The organism is Exiguobacterium sp. E17S, assembly GCF_057772545.1.
On record NZ_JBYLRU010000004.1, the window covers coordinates 66,592 to 83,276 of the forward strand.

Sequence of the window (16,685 nt, forward strand, 5' to 3'; positions counted from 1 at the left end):
GAATCATTCTCCTTGTTTCCAGTCGAAATAACGTTTCAACCATTTTGGGATCGGACCAGCGAATAGACGTTCACGCCAGTAGACATCAGCAGCTCGCTGAACCGCAGCACCACGGATCGGATATGGATGGACGACACGCGACAATTGACCGACCTTATCTTTACGTGCCATCGCATAGACGACTTCTTGCATCCACTCACCCGCTTGTTCTCCGATTGCATGTGCTCCAATCAGTTTTCCACGCTTATCCGCGATGAGCTTGACGCGCCCTTCCGTCTGACCATTGATGACGAAACGATCGACTTCATCGAGACCGGTCTGATAGACCTTGATTTCCCCATGTTTCTTACGTGCCTCGTCTTCCGTCAATCCGAGATGGAACAATTCAGGCGTCGTGAATGTGACCCACGGAACCGCTCGATAATCCGGCTTCGTCCGTAGACCGAATAAAGCATTCGTGACGACCGTTTTTCCTTCAAGCCCTGCGACGTGCGTAAACGGAAGTGAGTTGATCGTATCTCCGACCGCAAAGATGTGTCGCTGACTTGTTCGAAGTGAACCATCGACTTGGACGAATCCTTTTTCGACGTGTACACCGGCTCGATCGAGACGTAGTGCTTCGATGCGTGGCTTACGACCGACCGCGACAAGCACGGCATCCGTTTCGATGACACGTGATTCGCCGTTCGCTTCGACCGTCACTTCGATGCCCCCCGCCGACTTGCGGACGTGCGTGACCTTCGTATCGAGATGTAATGTCAATTCTTGTTCGAGCTGACGTTGAATGACTTCGACCATGTCGCGATCTTCTTTTCCGAGTAACGTCTTCATACCCTCGATGACCGTGACTTCTGTTCCGAGATGCGCGTAAGCTTGCGACAGCTCAAGACCGATCGCACCACCACCGATGACGAGCAGACGCTCCGGACGCTCCGTCAATTCGAAGATCGTCTCGTTCGTTAAATAATCAATCGTATCGAGTCCATCAATCGGTGGAATGATGGGTTGAGATCCCGTGGAGATCGCAAACTTCTCACCTACGACAAGTTGTCCCGCCACTTCCACTTCATGGGCACTGAGGAATGTCGCTTCTCCGATATAGACATCGACACCAAGGTCTTCGAACCGTTTCGTTCCATCGTGTGATTGAATGATGTTACGTGCCCGATCGACGCTTGCTTTCGTTTTGGAATAGACCGCGTCCCCGTTCAGTGTCACGTTGTACTTTTCAGCCGTCCGCTTCATGACATGAACATCGTGCGCCGCTTCGATCAAAGCCTTTGAAGGAACGCAACCGTAGTGAAGACAATCTCCACCTAGATGCGTATGGCGTTCGATCAGGGCGACGTGTGCGCCAAGACTTGCTGCACCAGCAGCAATCGTCATTCCGGCTGCACCACCACCGATGACGACTAATTGATAGTTCTTCATCGTGATCCCTCCTCGTAGCGACGTGTGATATCTTCCATTCGTTTACGGTTGACGCCCCAGTCGGAGTACCCGACACGTGATGCCGAACGGAAATGAATCACCTGTGCAGCTTCATCGAAGTAAAATTCGACGTCATCCTTGAAGCGAAAGACTTTACTCGTGAAGATGGCGTGGATGTATGTCCCTTCCTCCTTGACGACTTTGACGCGGTCGAGGCTTTGTAGGATACGTAGTAATTGAAACTTCGAATCTGCAAGCGTTCCTTTGAACGGGAGCGGACGCATTTTCATATCCTGTAGATCGGTTTGAGTAGATACCGCGTTCGGTTTTCCGGAGAGCGGTTGAAGCGTACCATTTGAAACACCAAGTGCCATGACTGATTCCTCCGTTTCCTATCATCTGATCCATTTCGTACTATAATCCACTTAACTTTACCAGTTTCTGTTTCACTCTGCCCGTCTCAGTGTTTACGCTTTCGTGACAGGTAGCAGAATCGTCGCGATGACGCCGCCTTCCGGCTGATTATCAATGAATAGCTTGCCTTCATGTGCTTCGACGAGTTCTCGGCAAATCGATAGTCCGAGCCCTGTTCCGCCCTTTCCTTTTTGCACTTGATAGAACTTTTCTGTGACGTGACGTAAGTGCTCTTTCGGAATGCCAGGTCCTTCATCACTGAAGGAGAGGAACAACACACGCTCTGAACGAACGAGTCGAATGGTGATCGTGCCACCGACTGGAGAAAAGCGGATCGCATTATCAAGCAGGTTCAAGAAGACTTGTTTCAATCGATTTTCGTCGTATAGACCGACGACTTGCGCCGGTAACTTCTGTACGATCTGGACATTTTTTTCTTCCAGCTTTTGACGAAGTTGCGCCGTTACGGTCTCGATGATTTCCGTCAAGTTGACTTCCTGACGGTATAAGACGAGGCGGCTCGTCTCGAGTTTCGAGAAATCGAGTAACTGCTCAACGAGCGAAATCAAACGCTCCGTCTCCGAATGAATGATGCCCATCCCAAGCGACGCCTCTTCCGGCAACTGATCCTGTTCGACGAGTAACGTTTCACTCCAGCCTTTGATCGATGTCAGCGGTGTCCGTAATTCATGGGAAATACCAGAAATGAATTCATCTTTCAATGTTTCCTGCTGTTTGATCTGTTGCCCCATATAATTGATCGTCCGCGCTAGTTCTCCAAGCTCGAACGAGTATTCCTCGTTCACCTTGACGTCGTAATGCTGTTTCGCGATTTGGTCCGATGCACCGATGACTTCTTGAATCGGTCGGACGATTGACGAGACGAGACGTGAGGAATAGATGAAGGCAAGTCCCCAAATAACTGTACCCAGGAGGACGATCGCTAAACAAATTTCGATCACACGTCGATCGATTCGCTCAAGCGACGTCGTATAACGAAGCGCTCCCGTCGTCTGACCGAACGATACGACAGGTTCTGTTACTTCCAGTAAATGTTCTCCCGTCGCTTCATCGTCATATCGTTTCGTGACGGTCTGTCCCGCCCTTACTTGATTGACCGCTGCTCGCGTCAACTTACGTTCCGAGATGAATCCGGTCGAAGAGTAACGCGGAATCCCTGTCGCATCCAACACTTCGATCTCAGCGTCCGGATAAGCGTAAGAATCGAGTACATCATGAATCGTCGCTTCTGAATCGGCGTAATCATAAGCGAGGCCGCTATTCGCAAATAAGACAGCACTCGCATTCGCATGACGTTTTAAGACATCTGTCGCCGTCACGTAGTAATAGTTATAGGTCACGAACGAAAGGATTCCGATGACGAGTAAGACTGTCACCGTGATGATCGTCATGAACCGCATCAATATCTGGCGCTTCATTCTTCGTTACGCCACTTGTATCCATGTCCCCACAATGTCTCGATGAACTTCGGTTCCGCTGGATTCTCTTCGATTTTTTGACGAAGACGGCGAATGTTGACATCGACCGTCTTCCGATCACCAAAGTAATTCTCACCCCATACCGCATCGAGTAATTCATCTCGCGACATGACTTGATCTTCGTTTTTGATGAAGTGGCAAAGTAAATCGTATTCAGTTGGTGTCACTTCGACATCGACACCTTCTTTTTGGACGCGCTTCGCCCCTAAATCAATCCGAAACGGTCCAGAGATGAGTTCACGCGGCTGTTTTCTGCGGCGTAATGTCTCTACCCGTCGCAGGAGCGACTGGATGCGCGCAAGAAGCTCTGCTGGACTGAACGGCTTCGCGATGTAATCGTCCGCGCCTACGCTTAGTCCCATGACTTTATCCTCTTCTCGTGTCCGTGCCGTCAGCATGATGATCCCGACGACCTCATCCTTTGCCCGCGCCTGTTCACAGACGGCAAAACCGTCGACTTCCGGCATCATGATATCGAGTAACAGAATATCGAAGGTTTGTTGATCAAACTGCGCAAGCGCTTCTTTCCCATTTTCCGCCTCGATGACATCATAGCCTGCTCGTTTCAAATTAATGACGATGAAACTGCGAATCGCATGTTCATCTTCGGCTACTAGTATTTTGGTCATTCTTTTCTCCCCCTGATTCTTTATTCCACGAGTGTGACACGATTGACGAACACTTCATAATCCTTCGTCGCATCAATCACATAGACATAATCGATACCTTCTTTGATTTTTCGTTTTTGATCACTCGCAATGTATTGATTCTTCGGAATGACCTCTAATTCGAAATCAATCTGCTTCGTTTCTCGATTGATGAACCGAACACGATTTTCGCGTTTTTCGATCGTTTCACGCGTCGCCCAGTTGGCAGGGAACCGCATGACGAAATTGTATTCTTGATCGATGTACTGCTCTTCTCGCAGTTCGAACCCACTCTCGAGAAATGGTGGATTATCTGATCCATTCCATGTGTAGTATGCCGTGATGCGTGGTTTCGGTTCACCCTCACGCCCTTTACTGCCTTCTGGCGTATATTGATGACCAAACTCGACGATTCCGTCTTGATCGACATCTTTCGGGAAGGTATACATCGGTTCGACGATCTCATCGATCTGACCGAAACGAACCTGTTCCAACGTATCGTTCGCTAAGCGGAATAATGCGATGTGCATTTTCGCATCTCGTGTATACGATACGATCAAGCCTTTATTTCGAGCGGCATTGATCGTATCGACTTCAAATAAATCATGTTCTGCGAATAAATCGCCATCCTGCGTTGAAAGTGTCGTCTCTTGGTGCTCTTTCGACAGGATGTCTTTATAATAGATCAAACGAGACGGACTGCCCTTTTGCAGAAGCACCATATCCCGCTCTCTATCTTGATTCAAATCAGCTACCGACAGACGATCATACCGATCGACTGTCGTGACGTCTCGTTGCTTCGATAGTAACTGCTCAATGATGTATAACGTATTTTCACCATAACTGGTAATACCGATGACCAGGTGGTTTTGTTTATGTCGTGCGTCAGTTATGACTTCGAGTCGATCGATGGCTCGACCGTCAGCTACCGTCTGTCGCGCCACGAGTCGCCATTTTTCGCCTTGTCGTTCATGGACGAGAAGATGAATCGTGAAGCGCCCGTCCTGCTCGCTACGGTAGAAGGTGATCGCTTCATCTTTACCATTTCGATCTAAGTCGACGAGTTCGTATAGGCGGGATACCGCTTGATTTCGTGGTGCCACGACCTCTGCCTGTTTCGGCAAATCGCGGTCAATCCGTTCTTTCAACGACTGCTCCCATGCCGGAAGGGACGGATGTTCGAGTAAAGAGGCGGGATGCGGAAACATCGTACTGCATCCTGCTAATAATAGACTTGATATGATCATGAAGAGATATTTCATAAAGTTGGAATCCTTTCCGTACGGGCTCTGTTTCCACTTTATCATACTCTCTTCGAGGAGAGTATATTGTCGAACGGGGGACAAGTTGTTACGATATACAGATAATTGAAAGGGGTTTGAATGTATGACGTATAAAATGATTGTTCTCGATTTAGATGATACCTTGTTGACAAGTGACCATACGATTTCACCACGTACGAAAGAAGCTTTACTCGCTGCGCAGCGTCGCGGGAAGAAAGTCGTGCTCGCTAGCGGTCGTCCGACATTTGCCATGCTCGACCTCGCAAAAGAACTGGAACTCGCCCGCTACGGCAGTTACATCCTAAGCTTCAATGGCGCTTCAATCATTGATTGTAAAACGAACGAATCGCTCTTCCTCAGCACGCTTTCCCCGGAGACGGTCCACCGCCTTGACGATTTGAGTAAACGGGAGGGTGTCTACATCCACACGTATGTCGGCCATGAGATCCTGACAGAGGAACCGAATGAATATACGACGCTCGAAGGACAACTGACAGGCATGGAGGTCATTCCTGTCGCTGATTTTAAAGCTGCGATTCAAACACCTGTCGTCAAGTGTTTAATGATGGCAGAAGAGACGCACCTCGCGCGCGTCGAACAGACGCTTCAACAGGAACTTGCGGGTGAACTCGCGGTGGCTCGCTCGAAGCCATTTTTCCTTGAATTCACAGAAGATGGTGTCACAAAAGGTACAAGCCTTGCCTTACTGTCTGAAAAACTGGGAATTGCTCAAGAAGAAGTCATTGCTTGTGGAGACGGCAACAACGATCTATCGATGATCGAATGGGCAGGTCTTGGTGTCGCGATGGCGAATGCAGCCGATACCGTCAAAGAAAAAGCACAGTATATGACCGCTTCGAACGATGAAGATGGTGTTGCTCTCGTCGTCGAAAAGTTCATGATGGATGAGGAGCCGGCTATCTCAAGCCGCTAAGTAACTCAAAAAAAGAATGACGCGTCTTTTCACGCCCTTTCCTCAGGCGAGACACAAGCCAATTTTCCTGCTTCATTCAAGCAGGAAAACGGGTCTTGTTAGTCTCTGACAGCGCAAAATTGCGCTTTTTCCTGTAGGAGTTGCGTGTGACGCGTCTTTTTTTATACCTGGAAGAAGGATCTAGGAAGCGTTTCGTTCACTCGACATCGCTTCCTAGGGAAAAACAAGCAAGAGCGACCCTGCAGCGAAGCGAAGCGGCGCGAAGCGGCGCGAAGCGGCGCGATGCTTGTCCCTGGAAAACGATTCGAGACGAACAAAAAAGCGCAATCCTTCTCGTTAAGAGAAAAACTGCGCTTTGTCTTCAGTCTCAGGCTGACTTTTTAGTCAGCCTTTTTTGATTTACGACAAACACCAGTCGATCGGCTCTCTTCCCTGCTCTTTCAGCCAAGCATTCGTTTGCGAATACGGCTTACTACCGAAAAATCCACGACTTGCGGATAAAGGACTCGGATGGACGGCTTCAAGAACAAGATGACGATCCGTATCGATCAGCGCTTTTTTACTCTTCGCATGATTTCCCCAGAGGATGAATACGATCGGTTGTGTCTGTGTTCCTAATACTTCGATGACCCGATCCGTAAACGGCGCCCAGCCTTTTTTAGCATGGGATCCCGCTTTCCCCTCCTCAACCGTAAGCGACGTATTGAGTAAGAATACTCCTTGTCGTGACCATGCTTCGAGATTTCCGGAGGTCGGAGCCGGACAACCGATATCCGTGACGAGTTCCTTATACATGTTTCGAAGGGACGGAGGAATCGGCACTCCGTCATGCACGGAAAAGCTGAGTCCATTCGCCTGACGTGGACCATGGTAGGGATCTTGCCCTAAGATGACGCACCGGACATCTTCCGGTGCGACTGCATCGAACGCATGAAAAATCCGCTCTTTCGGAGGGTAGACGGTCGTCGTTTGATAGGCTTCCTTCAAAAAAGCCCACAGTTCTTGAAAATAGGGTTTTTCCTTTTCTTCTTTTAACACGGTTTGCCAAGATGGATGCACGTGAATCCGCTCCTTTTTCAGTCTCAAGTCGCTGTTCGTCCGTCTTGATTCTGCTATGATGGATGATGAGGTGGAAAATTATGATTCAGACAAAACAATTATTCGGACTACCATTCGTCGATGCGACACCTTCGCAATGGTATACCCATATTAAAACAATCTTACACGACCGCGGAAAAGCCTTTCTTGTCACGGCGAACCCAGAGCTCGTGTTGCGTGCATTGCGCGAACCTTCTTACGATGCCATCTTACGACGGGCAACGTTCATCACACCAGACGGAATCGGTGTGACGGCTGCCAGTAAACGGATGGGAGCACCGCTCACTGCGACATTGCCGGGAATCGAGACCGCACGTGAACTATTGCGGACGGCAGACGCACTCGAGAAGCGCGTCTTTTTACTCGGTGGACGCCCGGAAGTCATGAAATCGTTGATCCGTCAGTTATCGATTCGTTTTCCGAATATCCACTTCGTTGGAACATTTCATGGTTTTGGAAAGACAGAAGAAGCAACGCAAGCAATTACAGAAGCAGACGCTGATCTTGTTCTCGTCGCACTCGGTGCGCCAAAACAGGAAGAATGGATTGCTTCCATCTATGATCAAGTCGATCACGGCATCTTCATCGGTGTTGGTGGTGCGTTCGACGTCTGGTCCGGACACAGTAAGCGCGCGCCCAAATTATTCCGCCGCTTCAAGCTAGAGTGGCTCTATCGTATCTCGACGCATCCTCGTGGATTCGAGAAACTCAAGGACTTGTTACTTTTCCTGACGCTTGTGCTTCGTAAAAAATCAACGCTCTCTTGAGCGCACACAAAAAGGGCTGACTTAAAAAATAACGCGTCCTTTCACGCCCTTTCCTCAGGCGAGACACAAGCCAGTTTTTCCGCTTCATTCAAGCAGGAAAACGGGTCTTGTTTGTCTCGACAGCGCAAAATGGCGCTTTTTTCTGTAGGAGCAGCACGATGCTTGTCCCAGGAAAACGATGCGAGATGAACAAAAAAGCGCAATCTTTCTCGTTAAGAGAAAAATTACGCTTTGTCTTCAGTCTCAAGGCTCCCGACACGGCGGGAGCCTTTTTGACGCTTATCTTATGCGTTGACAGTCGAGAATGAACGACCGAGTTCTTTTGCTTTAGCGATTGCTGCTTCTTTGATCTCTTCTGCTTTTTCTGGGTTCATTGCCATACCTTCGATGAAGAGTGCATCGTAGTCTGTTACACCAGTGAAAGCAAGTGCTTGACGGAGGTAGTCATCACCGAAGTTGAGACCAGATCCTGTGTAGACGCCACCTGTTGCTTGGATGTGGAGTGCTTTTTTGCCTTCCATCAAGCCTTTTGGACCTTCTGCAGTGTAAGCGAATGTTTTACCTGCAAGAAGAACGCTGTCGATGTACATTTTGAGACGTGCTGGGAAAGAGAAGTTCCACATTGGTGTGACGAAGACATACTCATCTGCTTCCATGTATTGCTCGAGATGTTTTGTCATCGTACCGACTTTTGCGATCTCCACTTCTGTTAACTCTTCGCCTGTTGCGAATTTGCCCCATGCGCTAAGAACATCTGTATCGATTTCTTGGACTGTTTCGTTATATAGATCAAGAACTTCTACTTCAGCTGAAGGATTCGCCGCTTTGTAGCTTTCGAGGAATGCTTCACCGACTTGAAGGCTGAAAGAGTGTTCTGTAGCTTTCGGGTTAACAGTTACATAAAGTAATTTAGTCATTATTATTTCTCCCTTTTATTTAAAGTAAATTCTGTAACTAAACATATCAACCACCTTTTCGTTTGTCAATCAGTTTGACTTCCAAATGAATAAAAAAAGCTCAAGTCCGTGACCTGAGCTTTTTTGATCTTATGAGTGCTAATTCTTACACATTTTCGAGCGGCGTATAATGTTCGGCTCGTAAACCGATTCGTTTCAACTGATCAATCAACTGTTCCTTTTCAGAAACCGACAAATCCTTAAATAAGTCTGCTAAAAAGGCTTCATGTTTCGGGAATGTCTCTTCCATTAATTCGCGTCCAGCTTCCGTTAATGTTCCAAACGTGACACGACGATCCGTCGCACATGATTTTCGCGCGATCAACCCACGCTTTTCAAGTTTATCCACGACATACGTCACACTTCCGCTCGTTAATAGAATCTTATCGCCAATTTGTTGTAGAGGCGTGTCCCCTTTGTGGTACAGCAATTCCAGAACTCCGAATTCCGATAAATTCAACTGATGTGTTTTGATGTCTGCCTTCACTTGCTCCGTCACCGCATGCATCGTCCGAGATAGAACAACGAGCATTTTTAATGCCAGCTTCGAGTCTGTCGATTCCATTTTACGTTCGCCCCTCTTTGTGTTGTATCGTCACAATCATAGACTTCTTTGTCTAACTGGTCAATTCTTGCTGAATTTTTCCAATCGATCCACTGCGTAAAAATAGTTCTTGCCGTGAAACGCGTTTCATAGCCTATCGTCTTGATATACACTAAAAAGGAGGTAATCATCATGTCGATTCATACACGGTTAACACAACTGTTTAAACGAAATGTTGCTTTTGAGTGGGCCATCGAACAATTGCATACACCAGCAGGCTATTATTTGTGTCAGCACACGTTGGTCGATCAATACCCTGATTTGTCTCCTCAAGAAAAAATACGACTGCTTTCAAAGATCAATGAATTGGCTGAGCAGACAGCTCCATTCTCGGCTCCCGTCTCCCGACAGGATTGGCGCCGACTTGAACGACGATTATCTCGTAAGATGTAATCCAGGAGGGATGCGCGATGACGAACATCCGAGACTTGGCACGTGAAGCCAACGTGTCCGTTACGACAGTCTCACGTGTACTAAATGATCATCCTTACGTTGCGAACGAGAAGCGACAAGCTGTTCGAGAAGCTATCGAAAAACTCGGATATATCCGTAATCAGACTGCCGTCCATCTATCGACGGGTATGACAAAAACGGTCGGAGTCATGCTTCCGTTCGTTGATCATCCATATCACGCTGCCATTCTTCAAGGCATCGCGCAAGCCGCCTTTGACGCGAGCTATCGGTTCTTGACGTGGCAAACGAATTATGTGGAAACGCATGAACAACTGGCACTGGATGCGCTGGCGCAACAGGAAATCGACGCACTCATCGTCGTGTCGCACAGTCTTCCCTTATCAGCGATTTTATCGTATGAACAATATGGCCCGATCGTCTTTTGTGAACATCATGAAGATGTCGCTGCCGTCTATATCGATCACTATACGGCCTTTCAACAAGGACTTGCACATCTACGACAACAGGGACATACGAGCATCGGCATCTGTCTCGGACGACCGGACAGTACGAATAGCTTGGCGCGTAAACATGCGTATCAAGAGGTCGTACGTGACGAATTCGTCTATGAACAGACCTTGACGATTGAAGACGGTGCGACCGTCGCAAGACGCTGGATGCAACAAAAACAACGACCGACCGCTATCTTGACCGCAAGTGATCACGTGGCAGCGGGTCTCATCTTGGAACTCCGAAAACAAGGCTATCAGGTTCCTGGAGACCTGTCTGTCATTGGTTTTGATGGAAGTGAACTCGCTGAAGTCTTAGCGATGACGACGATCGCGATCCCTTATGCCACGATCGGGCGACATGCTTTTCAATTAACCGTCCGCGAAGATCTCGTTTCTCGTCCACAAATCGAAGTACCCTCGACGTTCATTGCTGGAACGACCGTTCTTCCTCATACCTGAATCCATATAAAAAAGCGACGAGTTCATCGATTTGAATTCGTCGCTTCATTTCGTTTAAAGAGTTCCTGCCGCTACATACCGTGATCCCCAGTAACCGCCACGGAACGATTCTTTGACGACTCTTCCATAATACGAGTTCGCATTGATCATCGTACCGCCATCGACAGCGATTCCAACGTGTTGAATCCCACTTCCATGTGTAAAGAAGACGAGATCCCCAGCGCCAGGTGCCGTACGTTTTGTTGCTGAGTATTGAGCCGCTGCCGTACGTGGGAGTGATTTTCCTAGTGCTTGATAAACGTAACGTGTAAATCCAGAGCAATCAAAGCTAACAGGACCTGTCGCACCAAAAACATAAGGACGTCCTTTGAGACCTTCTGCTACCGAAACGATCGTTGATCCTGTTTTACTAAGACCTTTCGTCGCTTTAGCGTTATATGCTTTCGTATATGTAGAGGCGATGTATGCTGATTTCCCTTGATGACGAATTTGATACCATTCTTTGACCTGACCTACGACGGTTACAGCTTGTCCAAGTTTCAATTGCCCGACTCGTTTACTTGATACAGCAGCTTTTGCACGAATATTCAGCACATCCACTGACACCACTACTTTTTTACTTGTTGCAGCTTGCGTTGATGCTGGGACGAGTGTCCAACTACTGATGAGTAACGTTAAGGTTAACAAAACACGAGTGACAGCTTTCATCGATTCATTCTCCTCTTATGTATGAATGTATTGTACGTCTGAATTGTCAGATAATTTCTGTACTTATCCTATCATGTTCCAGATTTTCATCATATTACAGTTCTTTAACGCGGACTATTTTTCGTAATACTTTTGTAACAAAATAAAAAAACAGGTTGTAGAACGGCTTAGGATAGCCATTTCTACATACCTGTCAGTTTGAGTCACTTAATCGTTTTTTCAAGAATCAATTGACTTCTTTTTACGGAAACGTGCTAAGAATTCATAGACGATCGGTACGATAAGGAGTGTCAACAACGTCGAACTTGTCAGTCCACCGATGACCGTCACACCTAACCCTTTTGAAATCAATGCGCCACCTTCGAGTCCAAGCGCAAGTGGTGCAAGTGCACCAATCGTCGCAAGTGCTGTCATCAAGATTGGACGTAAACGTGTACCTGCTGCATCGAGTAGTGCTTCACGCGTCGATAAACCTTCCGCTTCTTTATGAATGACACGGTCGATCAAGACGATCGCATTCGTCACGACGATTCCGATCAACATCAAAGCACCAATCAAGGATGATACAGAAATCGTCTCTCCTGTAATCAACAGGGCAACCAGTCCACCGATGATTGCGAATGGAAGTGAGAACAAGATGACGAGTGGTGTCAATGCTCCTCCAAACGTAATGACGAGGACAAGATAGACGATCGCTACAGCTGCTGCCATTGCTAGACCAAGTTGTGTGAACGACTCTTGGATCTGCTCTGTGACTCCGCCTTGCTCATACGAGACGCCTGTCGGACGATCAATGTTTTTAACGGACTTTTCAATCGCTTGAGAAGCCTCTGTTGCTTTATCCGTTTTTAGTTCTGCTGTAACGGTAGCGACGAGTTTTCCATCACGTTCGTTGAGCGAATCAGGAGTCGTCCCTTTCTTCACTTCAACGAAATCGGACAGTTTGCGAACGCCAAGCGGTGTCACGACATCCGTCTCTTCCAAATCTTGAACGGAATCGTATGTCGTCTGTTCGTTTGGAACGATGACATCGAGTTCCTTCCCATCTACCTTAATAGTAGAAAGTGGTTTTTCTTCTCCTTGGACATTGGCAATGCCTTGCGCAAGTTGTGCTGTTGAAACGCCGAATTCAGCCGCTTTTTGCTGATCGACTTCGAACGTATATTGCGTATACGCTTCTTTTAAATCTGTCGTTACTTTTCGAACATACTTCGATTCACCTTCGATCGCATCAACGAATTTCGGTGTTACTGCTTCTAAATCTTCAATATTATTCGCAAAGATCGAGTACGAGACGCCTGACGAAGCTGCGCCACCACTGAAGTCTTGCTCTTTCCATTCTCCTGTCGGAATGTCAGCATTCAGCTGTTTGATGGCTGTCTGTTTAACATCTGCGAAATCTTCTGTGTCTGGATCGTATTGGACGATAAAGACCCCTTGCTTTGTATTCCCTGGATTCAATGGATTTTCTCCACCGACGGTAAACTGAAGATTATCGATATTTTTTTGTTTGTTGAAATAATCTTCTGCTTGATCAGCTGCTTTTAACGAATCATCCAGCGTTTGACCTGGTTTTGGATTGTACGTGACGTAGAGTGTCTTTTCTCCTTCTTGATTCAAGAAGTTGACGCCAATCGTTGGTACGAGAGCAAAACTACCGATCAACAGCAAGACTGATAGACCAAAGACGATGAGTTTATGGTTGAGAGACCAATTCAGCATACGGCGATATCCGTTCGCCAACTTTCCGCCCTCTTCTTTTTCCGGTTTTGGTGCTTTACCACGCTTAAAGAGCGAATCGGCGAACATCGGAACGACCGTAACCGCAACGATCAAGGACGCGAACAGTGCAAAGACGACTGTCAAAGCGAATGGTAAGAAGAGCTCACCAACGAATCCCGTAACGAATCCGAGTGGTAAGAAGACCGCGATCGTAACGACTGTCGACGAAGCGATTGGAATGAAGACCTCTCGTGTTGCACTGATGATCAATTCTTTTCCTTTTAACTTTTCCGTCGGATCCGTCAAACGACGATAAATATTTTCGATGACGACGATGGAATCATCAACGACTCGACCAATCGCGACCGTCATGGCTCCGAGTGTCATGATGTTCAAGGAAATATCCATCTGCTTCAAGACAAGAATTGCCATCAGAAGGGATAACGGAATCGAAATAACAGCAATGATCGTTGATTTAATGTTTCGTAAGAACAGCAAGATGATGACGATCGCAAATAACGCACCAATCAATGCTTTACTGATCATCGTCGAAACAGATTCCTCAATTGGTTTTCCTTGATCCAGTGTCACAGATGCCTTGACCGAACCGTTTTCTTTTTCAAAGTCTTTGATCGTCTGCTTGACTGCATTGACGACATCGACCGTGTTCGCATCTTGCGACTTCGTTACTTGAACACCAATCGATCGTTCACCATTCGAACGCGAGATCGATTCCTCGATCCCTTTATCCTCGATCGTCGCAACTTGCGACAACGTGACAGTTGGTACTTGCGTTGGCGCCGTCTGTGTTGCCTGACCGGACGTTGCGCCTGTCGCTGGTGTCGTTTGGGATGCCGCAGGGGCTGACGATGGAGCTTGTCCTGCTTCAGGAGTATTCGATACTGGCGGTGTATAGGGAAGACGAAGATCTTTTAATTCCTTGACCGTCGTTGCTTTTCCATCTAATACGATCGCTTGTTCCTTATCTCCTAACTCGTACAAGCCAAGCGCTAAACGGGAATCATTAGCTTGAATCAATTGTTTCGCATTCTCTTCGGTTAGACCGTAACGTTCGAGTTTTTTCTCATCGAAGCGAATTTCGATTCGGCGAATCTCTTGACCCGCGACTTGAACCGTCTGCGCCCCTTCGATTCCTTCAAGCTTTGGTTGAAGTTCGTTTTCAACGAGTTTCGTCAACTCAGACAAGGAACGCTCCTTATCCGAAACGGCAAAACCGATGACTGGGAATGCATCAAAGGAAATCCGTGATACTTGTGGTTCCTGAACACCTTCCGGTAATTCGACGTTTGAAAGAGCTTCTTTTACTTTTTGCTCTGCTTCTTCCATATCCGTACTAAAGTTGTAGTCGATTTGTAGGTTCGATGCATTTTGGAAAGACGTCGAACGTACTGTATCGACTCCCGGTAAATTTTCGACCTTACTTTCAAGTTCTCGACTGACTTCATCTAGCACCTGTTCTGGTGTAGCACCTGGATAAATCGTCGTCACCGACACGGTCGGCGTCGTGATGTCTGGCAATGTCTCGAGCTTCATCGATGTTCCCGCATAAATACCGGCAACCGTGATGATGATCGTCATGAGCCAGAGGGCAAACTTATTGTTCACCGAAAACTGGATGATCTTTTTCATCGTATGGTTCTCCCTCACTCTTCAATTTGTTTATCTAGTCGTCGTGCACGTTCTATTAATTGCTGAATTAATCGTTGTCGCACATCTGGAGACGGTGCGCCGAACTGAAAATGCTCCGACAATTTCAAACCGTCTAATGTAAAGCGAATCGATAACACTTCAACCGGATCCATCTGTTCTGTCAGTTGGCGGAAGAACTGCTCCGCTTGTCGCTTTCGTTCCTCGACGAACGTCGCATGATCCTTTAACAAGGACAACAAGTAAAGAAGCGCATCCATGTCGAGATGGAACTCCTCTTGTTGCTGGATTTGCAACGTCACGAACGCTTCCATCGGTCCCATCGTCAACTGATGCTGTTCATATAGTTCAAATTGTCGTGCTTCTTGCGCCTCGATGACCCCCATTAATAAAGCTTCCTTCGAAGCGAAATGATACAATAGTCCACCTTTTGAGACATTTGCTTGTTTCGCTACTTCTTCAAGCGTCAATTGGGTGAATCCTTGTTGCAAAATAATCGTCGTCGTTGCTTCAAGAATCCGACGACGAGTCTCTTGCGCTTTTGCACTGGCCAATAGTCTCCCCCTTCCCTCACATTTACTGTACCGTCTGGACGGTTTCTTTTTACAGTGTACGAATTCTTATTTCAAGATGCAATCGCTTTGTTTATGTTTCACGTGAAACTTTCGTGAACGTAAAAAAAGACTGACTCAAATGTCAGTCTCTACAAAGATAAGGACGTGAAAAGACGCGTCATTCTTTTTGAGTCAGCCTCTTTTGAATCCATTATTCGTCTGCTTCGCGTGCACTCTCTCGTAGTGCCGCTTGCATCGTATCGAATAAGTGACGCTCTCGTAGCACTTGGACCCCACGATCCGTCGGTCCACCAGGTGCCGCAACATCAGCAATCAGACGATCCGTACTTGCGTCGGAGCGCATGAGAATTTCAGCCGAACCTTTCATCGCTTGAGCAACGATTCGACGTGCATTTTCTTCTTCAAAACCAGCATCCGTCAAAACCGGCACCATGCCAGCTACGATTTCATAGAAGAAAGCAGGACTACATCCAGCTGCCGCCATGAATGCAGGCATCGTCGATTCATTTGCTTCCGCAATTTCTCCGACACGTCCAAATAATGCCTCGACTACACTTCGGATCTCTTCATTCACGCGTGAGCCGAACCATAGTCCAGTCATTCCTAAACGGTGTGCGACTGGAGTATTCGGCATGGCAGCGACTGTCGGACGTTTTGCCAACTGTTCGATTTCATGCGGTGTAATGTGTGCAGCAATCGAAACAATCGTCTGATTCGTCCATTGTTGATTCGCTACATAGTCGAGTACACCATCGGGTTGCATGCCCAGCATGACGATATCGTATAAGGAGACGTCCTCCTGCTCGACCGTTTGAACACCGTGTCGCGCTGCGACTTCTGTCAAGCGTATCCCGCCACTCCGATTCGTCATCGTGATATCTTCTCGTGCAAATCCAGAAGCGACCCATCCTTGAACGAGTGCCTCACTCATCGCACCGGCTCCTACTATTAATAGTTTCATCATCTATCCTTCCTTTCCCTCAAAAAAAGACCAGTCATGAACTGGTCTTGTGCG

Annotated in this window: 16 protein-coding genes; 4 read left to right on the forward strand and 12 right to left on the reverse strand. The window is 47.4% G+C overall.

The features are described 5' to 3' along the window. Nucleotides 1–3: 3 nt before the first annotated feature. From AC3B4V_RS12730 to AC3B4V_RS12750, 5 genes are all read right to left on the reverse strand, one after another. Nucleotides 4–1,431, reverse strand: a complete 1,428-nt coding sequence (locus tag AC3B4V_RS12730; RefSeq protein ID WP_064300689.1) for a dihydrolipoyl dehydrogenase family protein — start codon at nt 1,429–1,431, stop codon at nt 4–6. Beyond that, entirely contained in the window at nt 1,428–1,805 is a 378-nt protein-coding gene (locus AC3B4V_RS12735) for a DUF1499 domain-containing protein (protein WP_050678428.1), read from the reverse strand. Before AC3B4V_RS12735 ends, AC3B4V_RS12730 begins: the two co-directional genes overlap by 4 nt. Before the next feature lie 93 nt (nt 1,806–1,898). Continuing rightward, the gene (locus tag AC3B4V_RS12740) at nt 1,899–3,257 is read right to left on the reverse strand and encodes a sensor histidine kinase (RefSeq protein WP_251133726.1); all 1,359 of its coding nucleotides are present in this window, start codon (nt 3,255–3,257) and stop codon (nt 1,899–1,901) included. 23 nt (nt 3,258–3,280) lie between these two features. Next, nucleotides 3,281–3,973 (reverse strand): response regulator transcription factor, encoded by a 693-nt coding sequence (locus tag AC3B4V_RS12745; protein ID WP_058704392.1) that lies wholly within the window; start codon nt 3,971–3,973, stop codon nt 3,281–3,283. Nucleotides 3,974–3,993: 20 nt separating this feature from the next. Continuing rightward, the gene (locus AC3B4V_RS12750; protein ID WP_488378642.1) at nt 3,994–5,199 is read right to left on the reverse strand and encodes a hypothetical protein; all 1,206 of its coding nucleotides are present in this window, start codon (nt 5,197–5,199) and stop codon (nt 3,994–3,996) included. A 178-nt stretch (nt 5,200–5,377) separates the two neighbouring features. Between AC3B4V_RS12750 and AC3B4V_RS12755 the strand changes: the two genes are divergently transcribed. After that, nucleotides 5,378–6,208, forward strand: coding sequence for a Cof-type HAD-IIB family hydrolase (locus tag AC3B4V_RS12755; protein WP_214725120.1), 831 nt, complete (start codon nt 5,378–5,380; stop codon nt 6,206–6,208). A gap of 399 nt (nt 6,209–6,607) precedes the next feature. Here the strand turns inward: AC3B4V_RS12755 and ung are convergent, their stop codons facing one another. Further along, the gene (gene ung / locus AC3B4V_RS12760) at nt 6,608–7,267 is read right to left on the reverse strand and encodes a uracil-DNA glycosylase (RefSeq protein ID WP_214729098.1); all 660 of its coding nucleotides are present in this window, start codon (nt 7,265–7,267) and stop codon (nt 6,608–6,610) included. A gap of 80 nt (nt 7,268–7,347) precedes the next feature. On the opposite strand from ung, the gene AC3B4V_RS12765 reads away from it, so the two are divergent. After that, a complete protein-coding gene (locus AC3B4V_RS12765) occupies nt 7,348–8,073 on the forward strand; it encodes a WecB/TagA/CpsF family glycosyltransferase (protein WP_149428012.1) in 726 nt (241 codons plus the stop codon). 284 nt (nt 8,074–8,357) lie between these two features. Here the strand turns inward: AC3B4V_RS12765 and AC3B4V_RS12770 are convergent, their stop codons facing one another. Together AC3B4V_RS12770 and AC3B4V_RS12775 are read right to left on the reverse strand one after the other, a co-directional pair. Further along, nucleotides 8,358–8,990: an NAD(P)H-dependent oxidoreductase gene (locus AC3B4V_RS12770; protein ID WP_023469709.1), complete on the reverse strand. Its 633-nt coding sequence runs from the start codon at nt 8,988–8,990 to the stop codon at nt 8,358–8,360. Between the two features lie 145 nt (nt 8,991–9,135). Beyond that, the gene (locus AC3B4V_RS12775) at nt 9,136–9,594 is read right to left on the reverse strand and encodes a MarR family winged helix-turn-helix transcriptional regulator (protein WP_029342913.1); all 459 of its coding nucleotides are present in this window, start codon (nt 9,592–9,594) and stop codon (nt 9,136–9,138) included. Nucleotides 9,595–9,765: 171 nt separating this feature from the next. Here AC3B4V_RS12775 and AC3B4V_RS12780 point away from each other — a divergent pair, with 171 nt between their 5' ends. Continuing rightward, entirely contained in the window at nt 9,766–10,026 is a 261-nt protein-coding gene (locus AC3B4V_RS12780) for a hypothetical protein (RefSeq protein WP_023469711.1), read from the forward strand. A gap of 17 nt (nt 10,027–10,043) precedes the next feature. Beyond that, a complete protein-coding gene (locus AC3B4V_RS12785) occupies nt 10,044–10,997 on the forward strand; it encodes a LacI family DNA-binding transcriptional regulator (protein WP_488378643.1) in 954 nt (317 codons plus the stop codon). 54 nt (nt 10,998–11,051) lie between these two features. Here the strand turns inward: AC3B4V_RS12785 and AC3B4V_RS12790 are convergent, their stop codons facing one another. From AC3B4V_RS12790 to AC3B4V_RS12805, 4 genes are all read right to left on the reverse strand, one after another. Further along, a complete protein-coding gene (locus AC3B4V_RS12790) occupies nt 11,052–11,705 on the reverse strand; it encodes a C40 family peptidase (RefSeq protein ID WP_050678422.1) in 654 nt (217 codons plus the stop codon). 219 nt (nt 11,706–11,924) lie between these two features. Then, nucleotides 11,925–15,077, reverse strand: coding sequence for an efflux RND transporter permease subunit (locus AC3B4V_RS12795; protein ID WP_488378644.1), 3,153 nt, complete (start codon nt 15,075–15,077; stop codon nt 11,925–11,927). A 14-nt stretch (nt 15,078–15,091) separates the two neighbouring features. Next, nucleotides 15,092–15,649: a TetR/AcrR family transcriptional regulator gene (locus tag AC3B4V_RS12800; RefSeq protein ID WP_087681646.1), complete on the reverse strand. Its 558-nt coding sequence runs from the start codon at nt 15,647–15,649 to the stop codon at nt 15,092–15,094. A gap of 211 nt (nt 15,650–15,860) precedes the next feature. Beyond that, on the reverse strand, nt 15,861–16,631 hold the full coding sequence (locus AC3B4V_RS12805) for a pyrroline-5-carboxylate reductase family protein (RefSeq protein WP_488378645.1): 771 nt from the start codon (nt 16,629–16,631) through the stop codon (nt 15,861–15,863). Between the last annotated feature and the right edge of the window lie 54 nt (nt 16,632–16,685).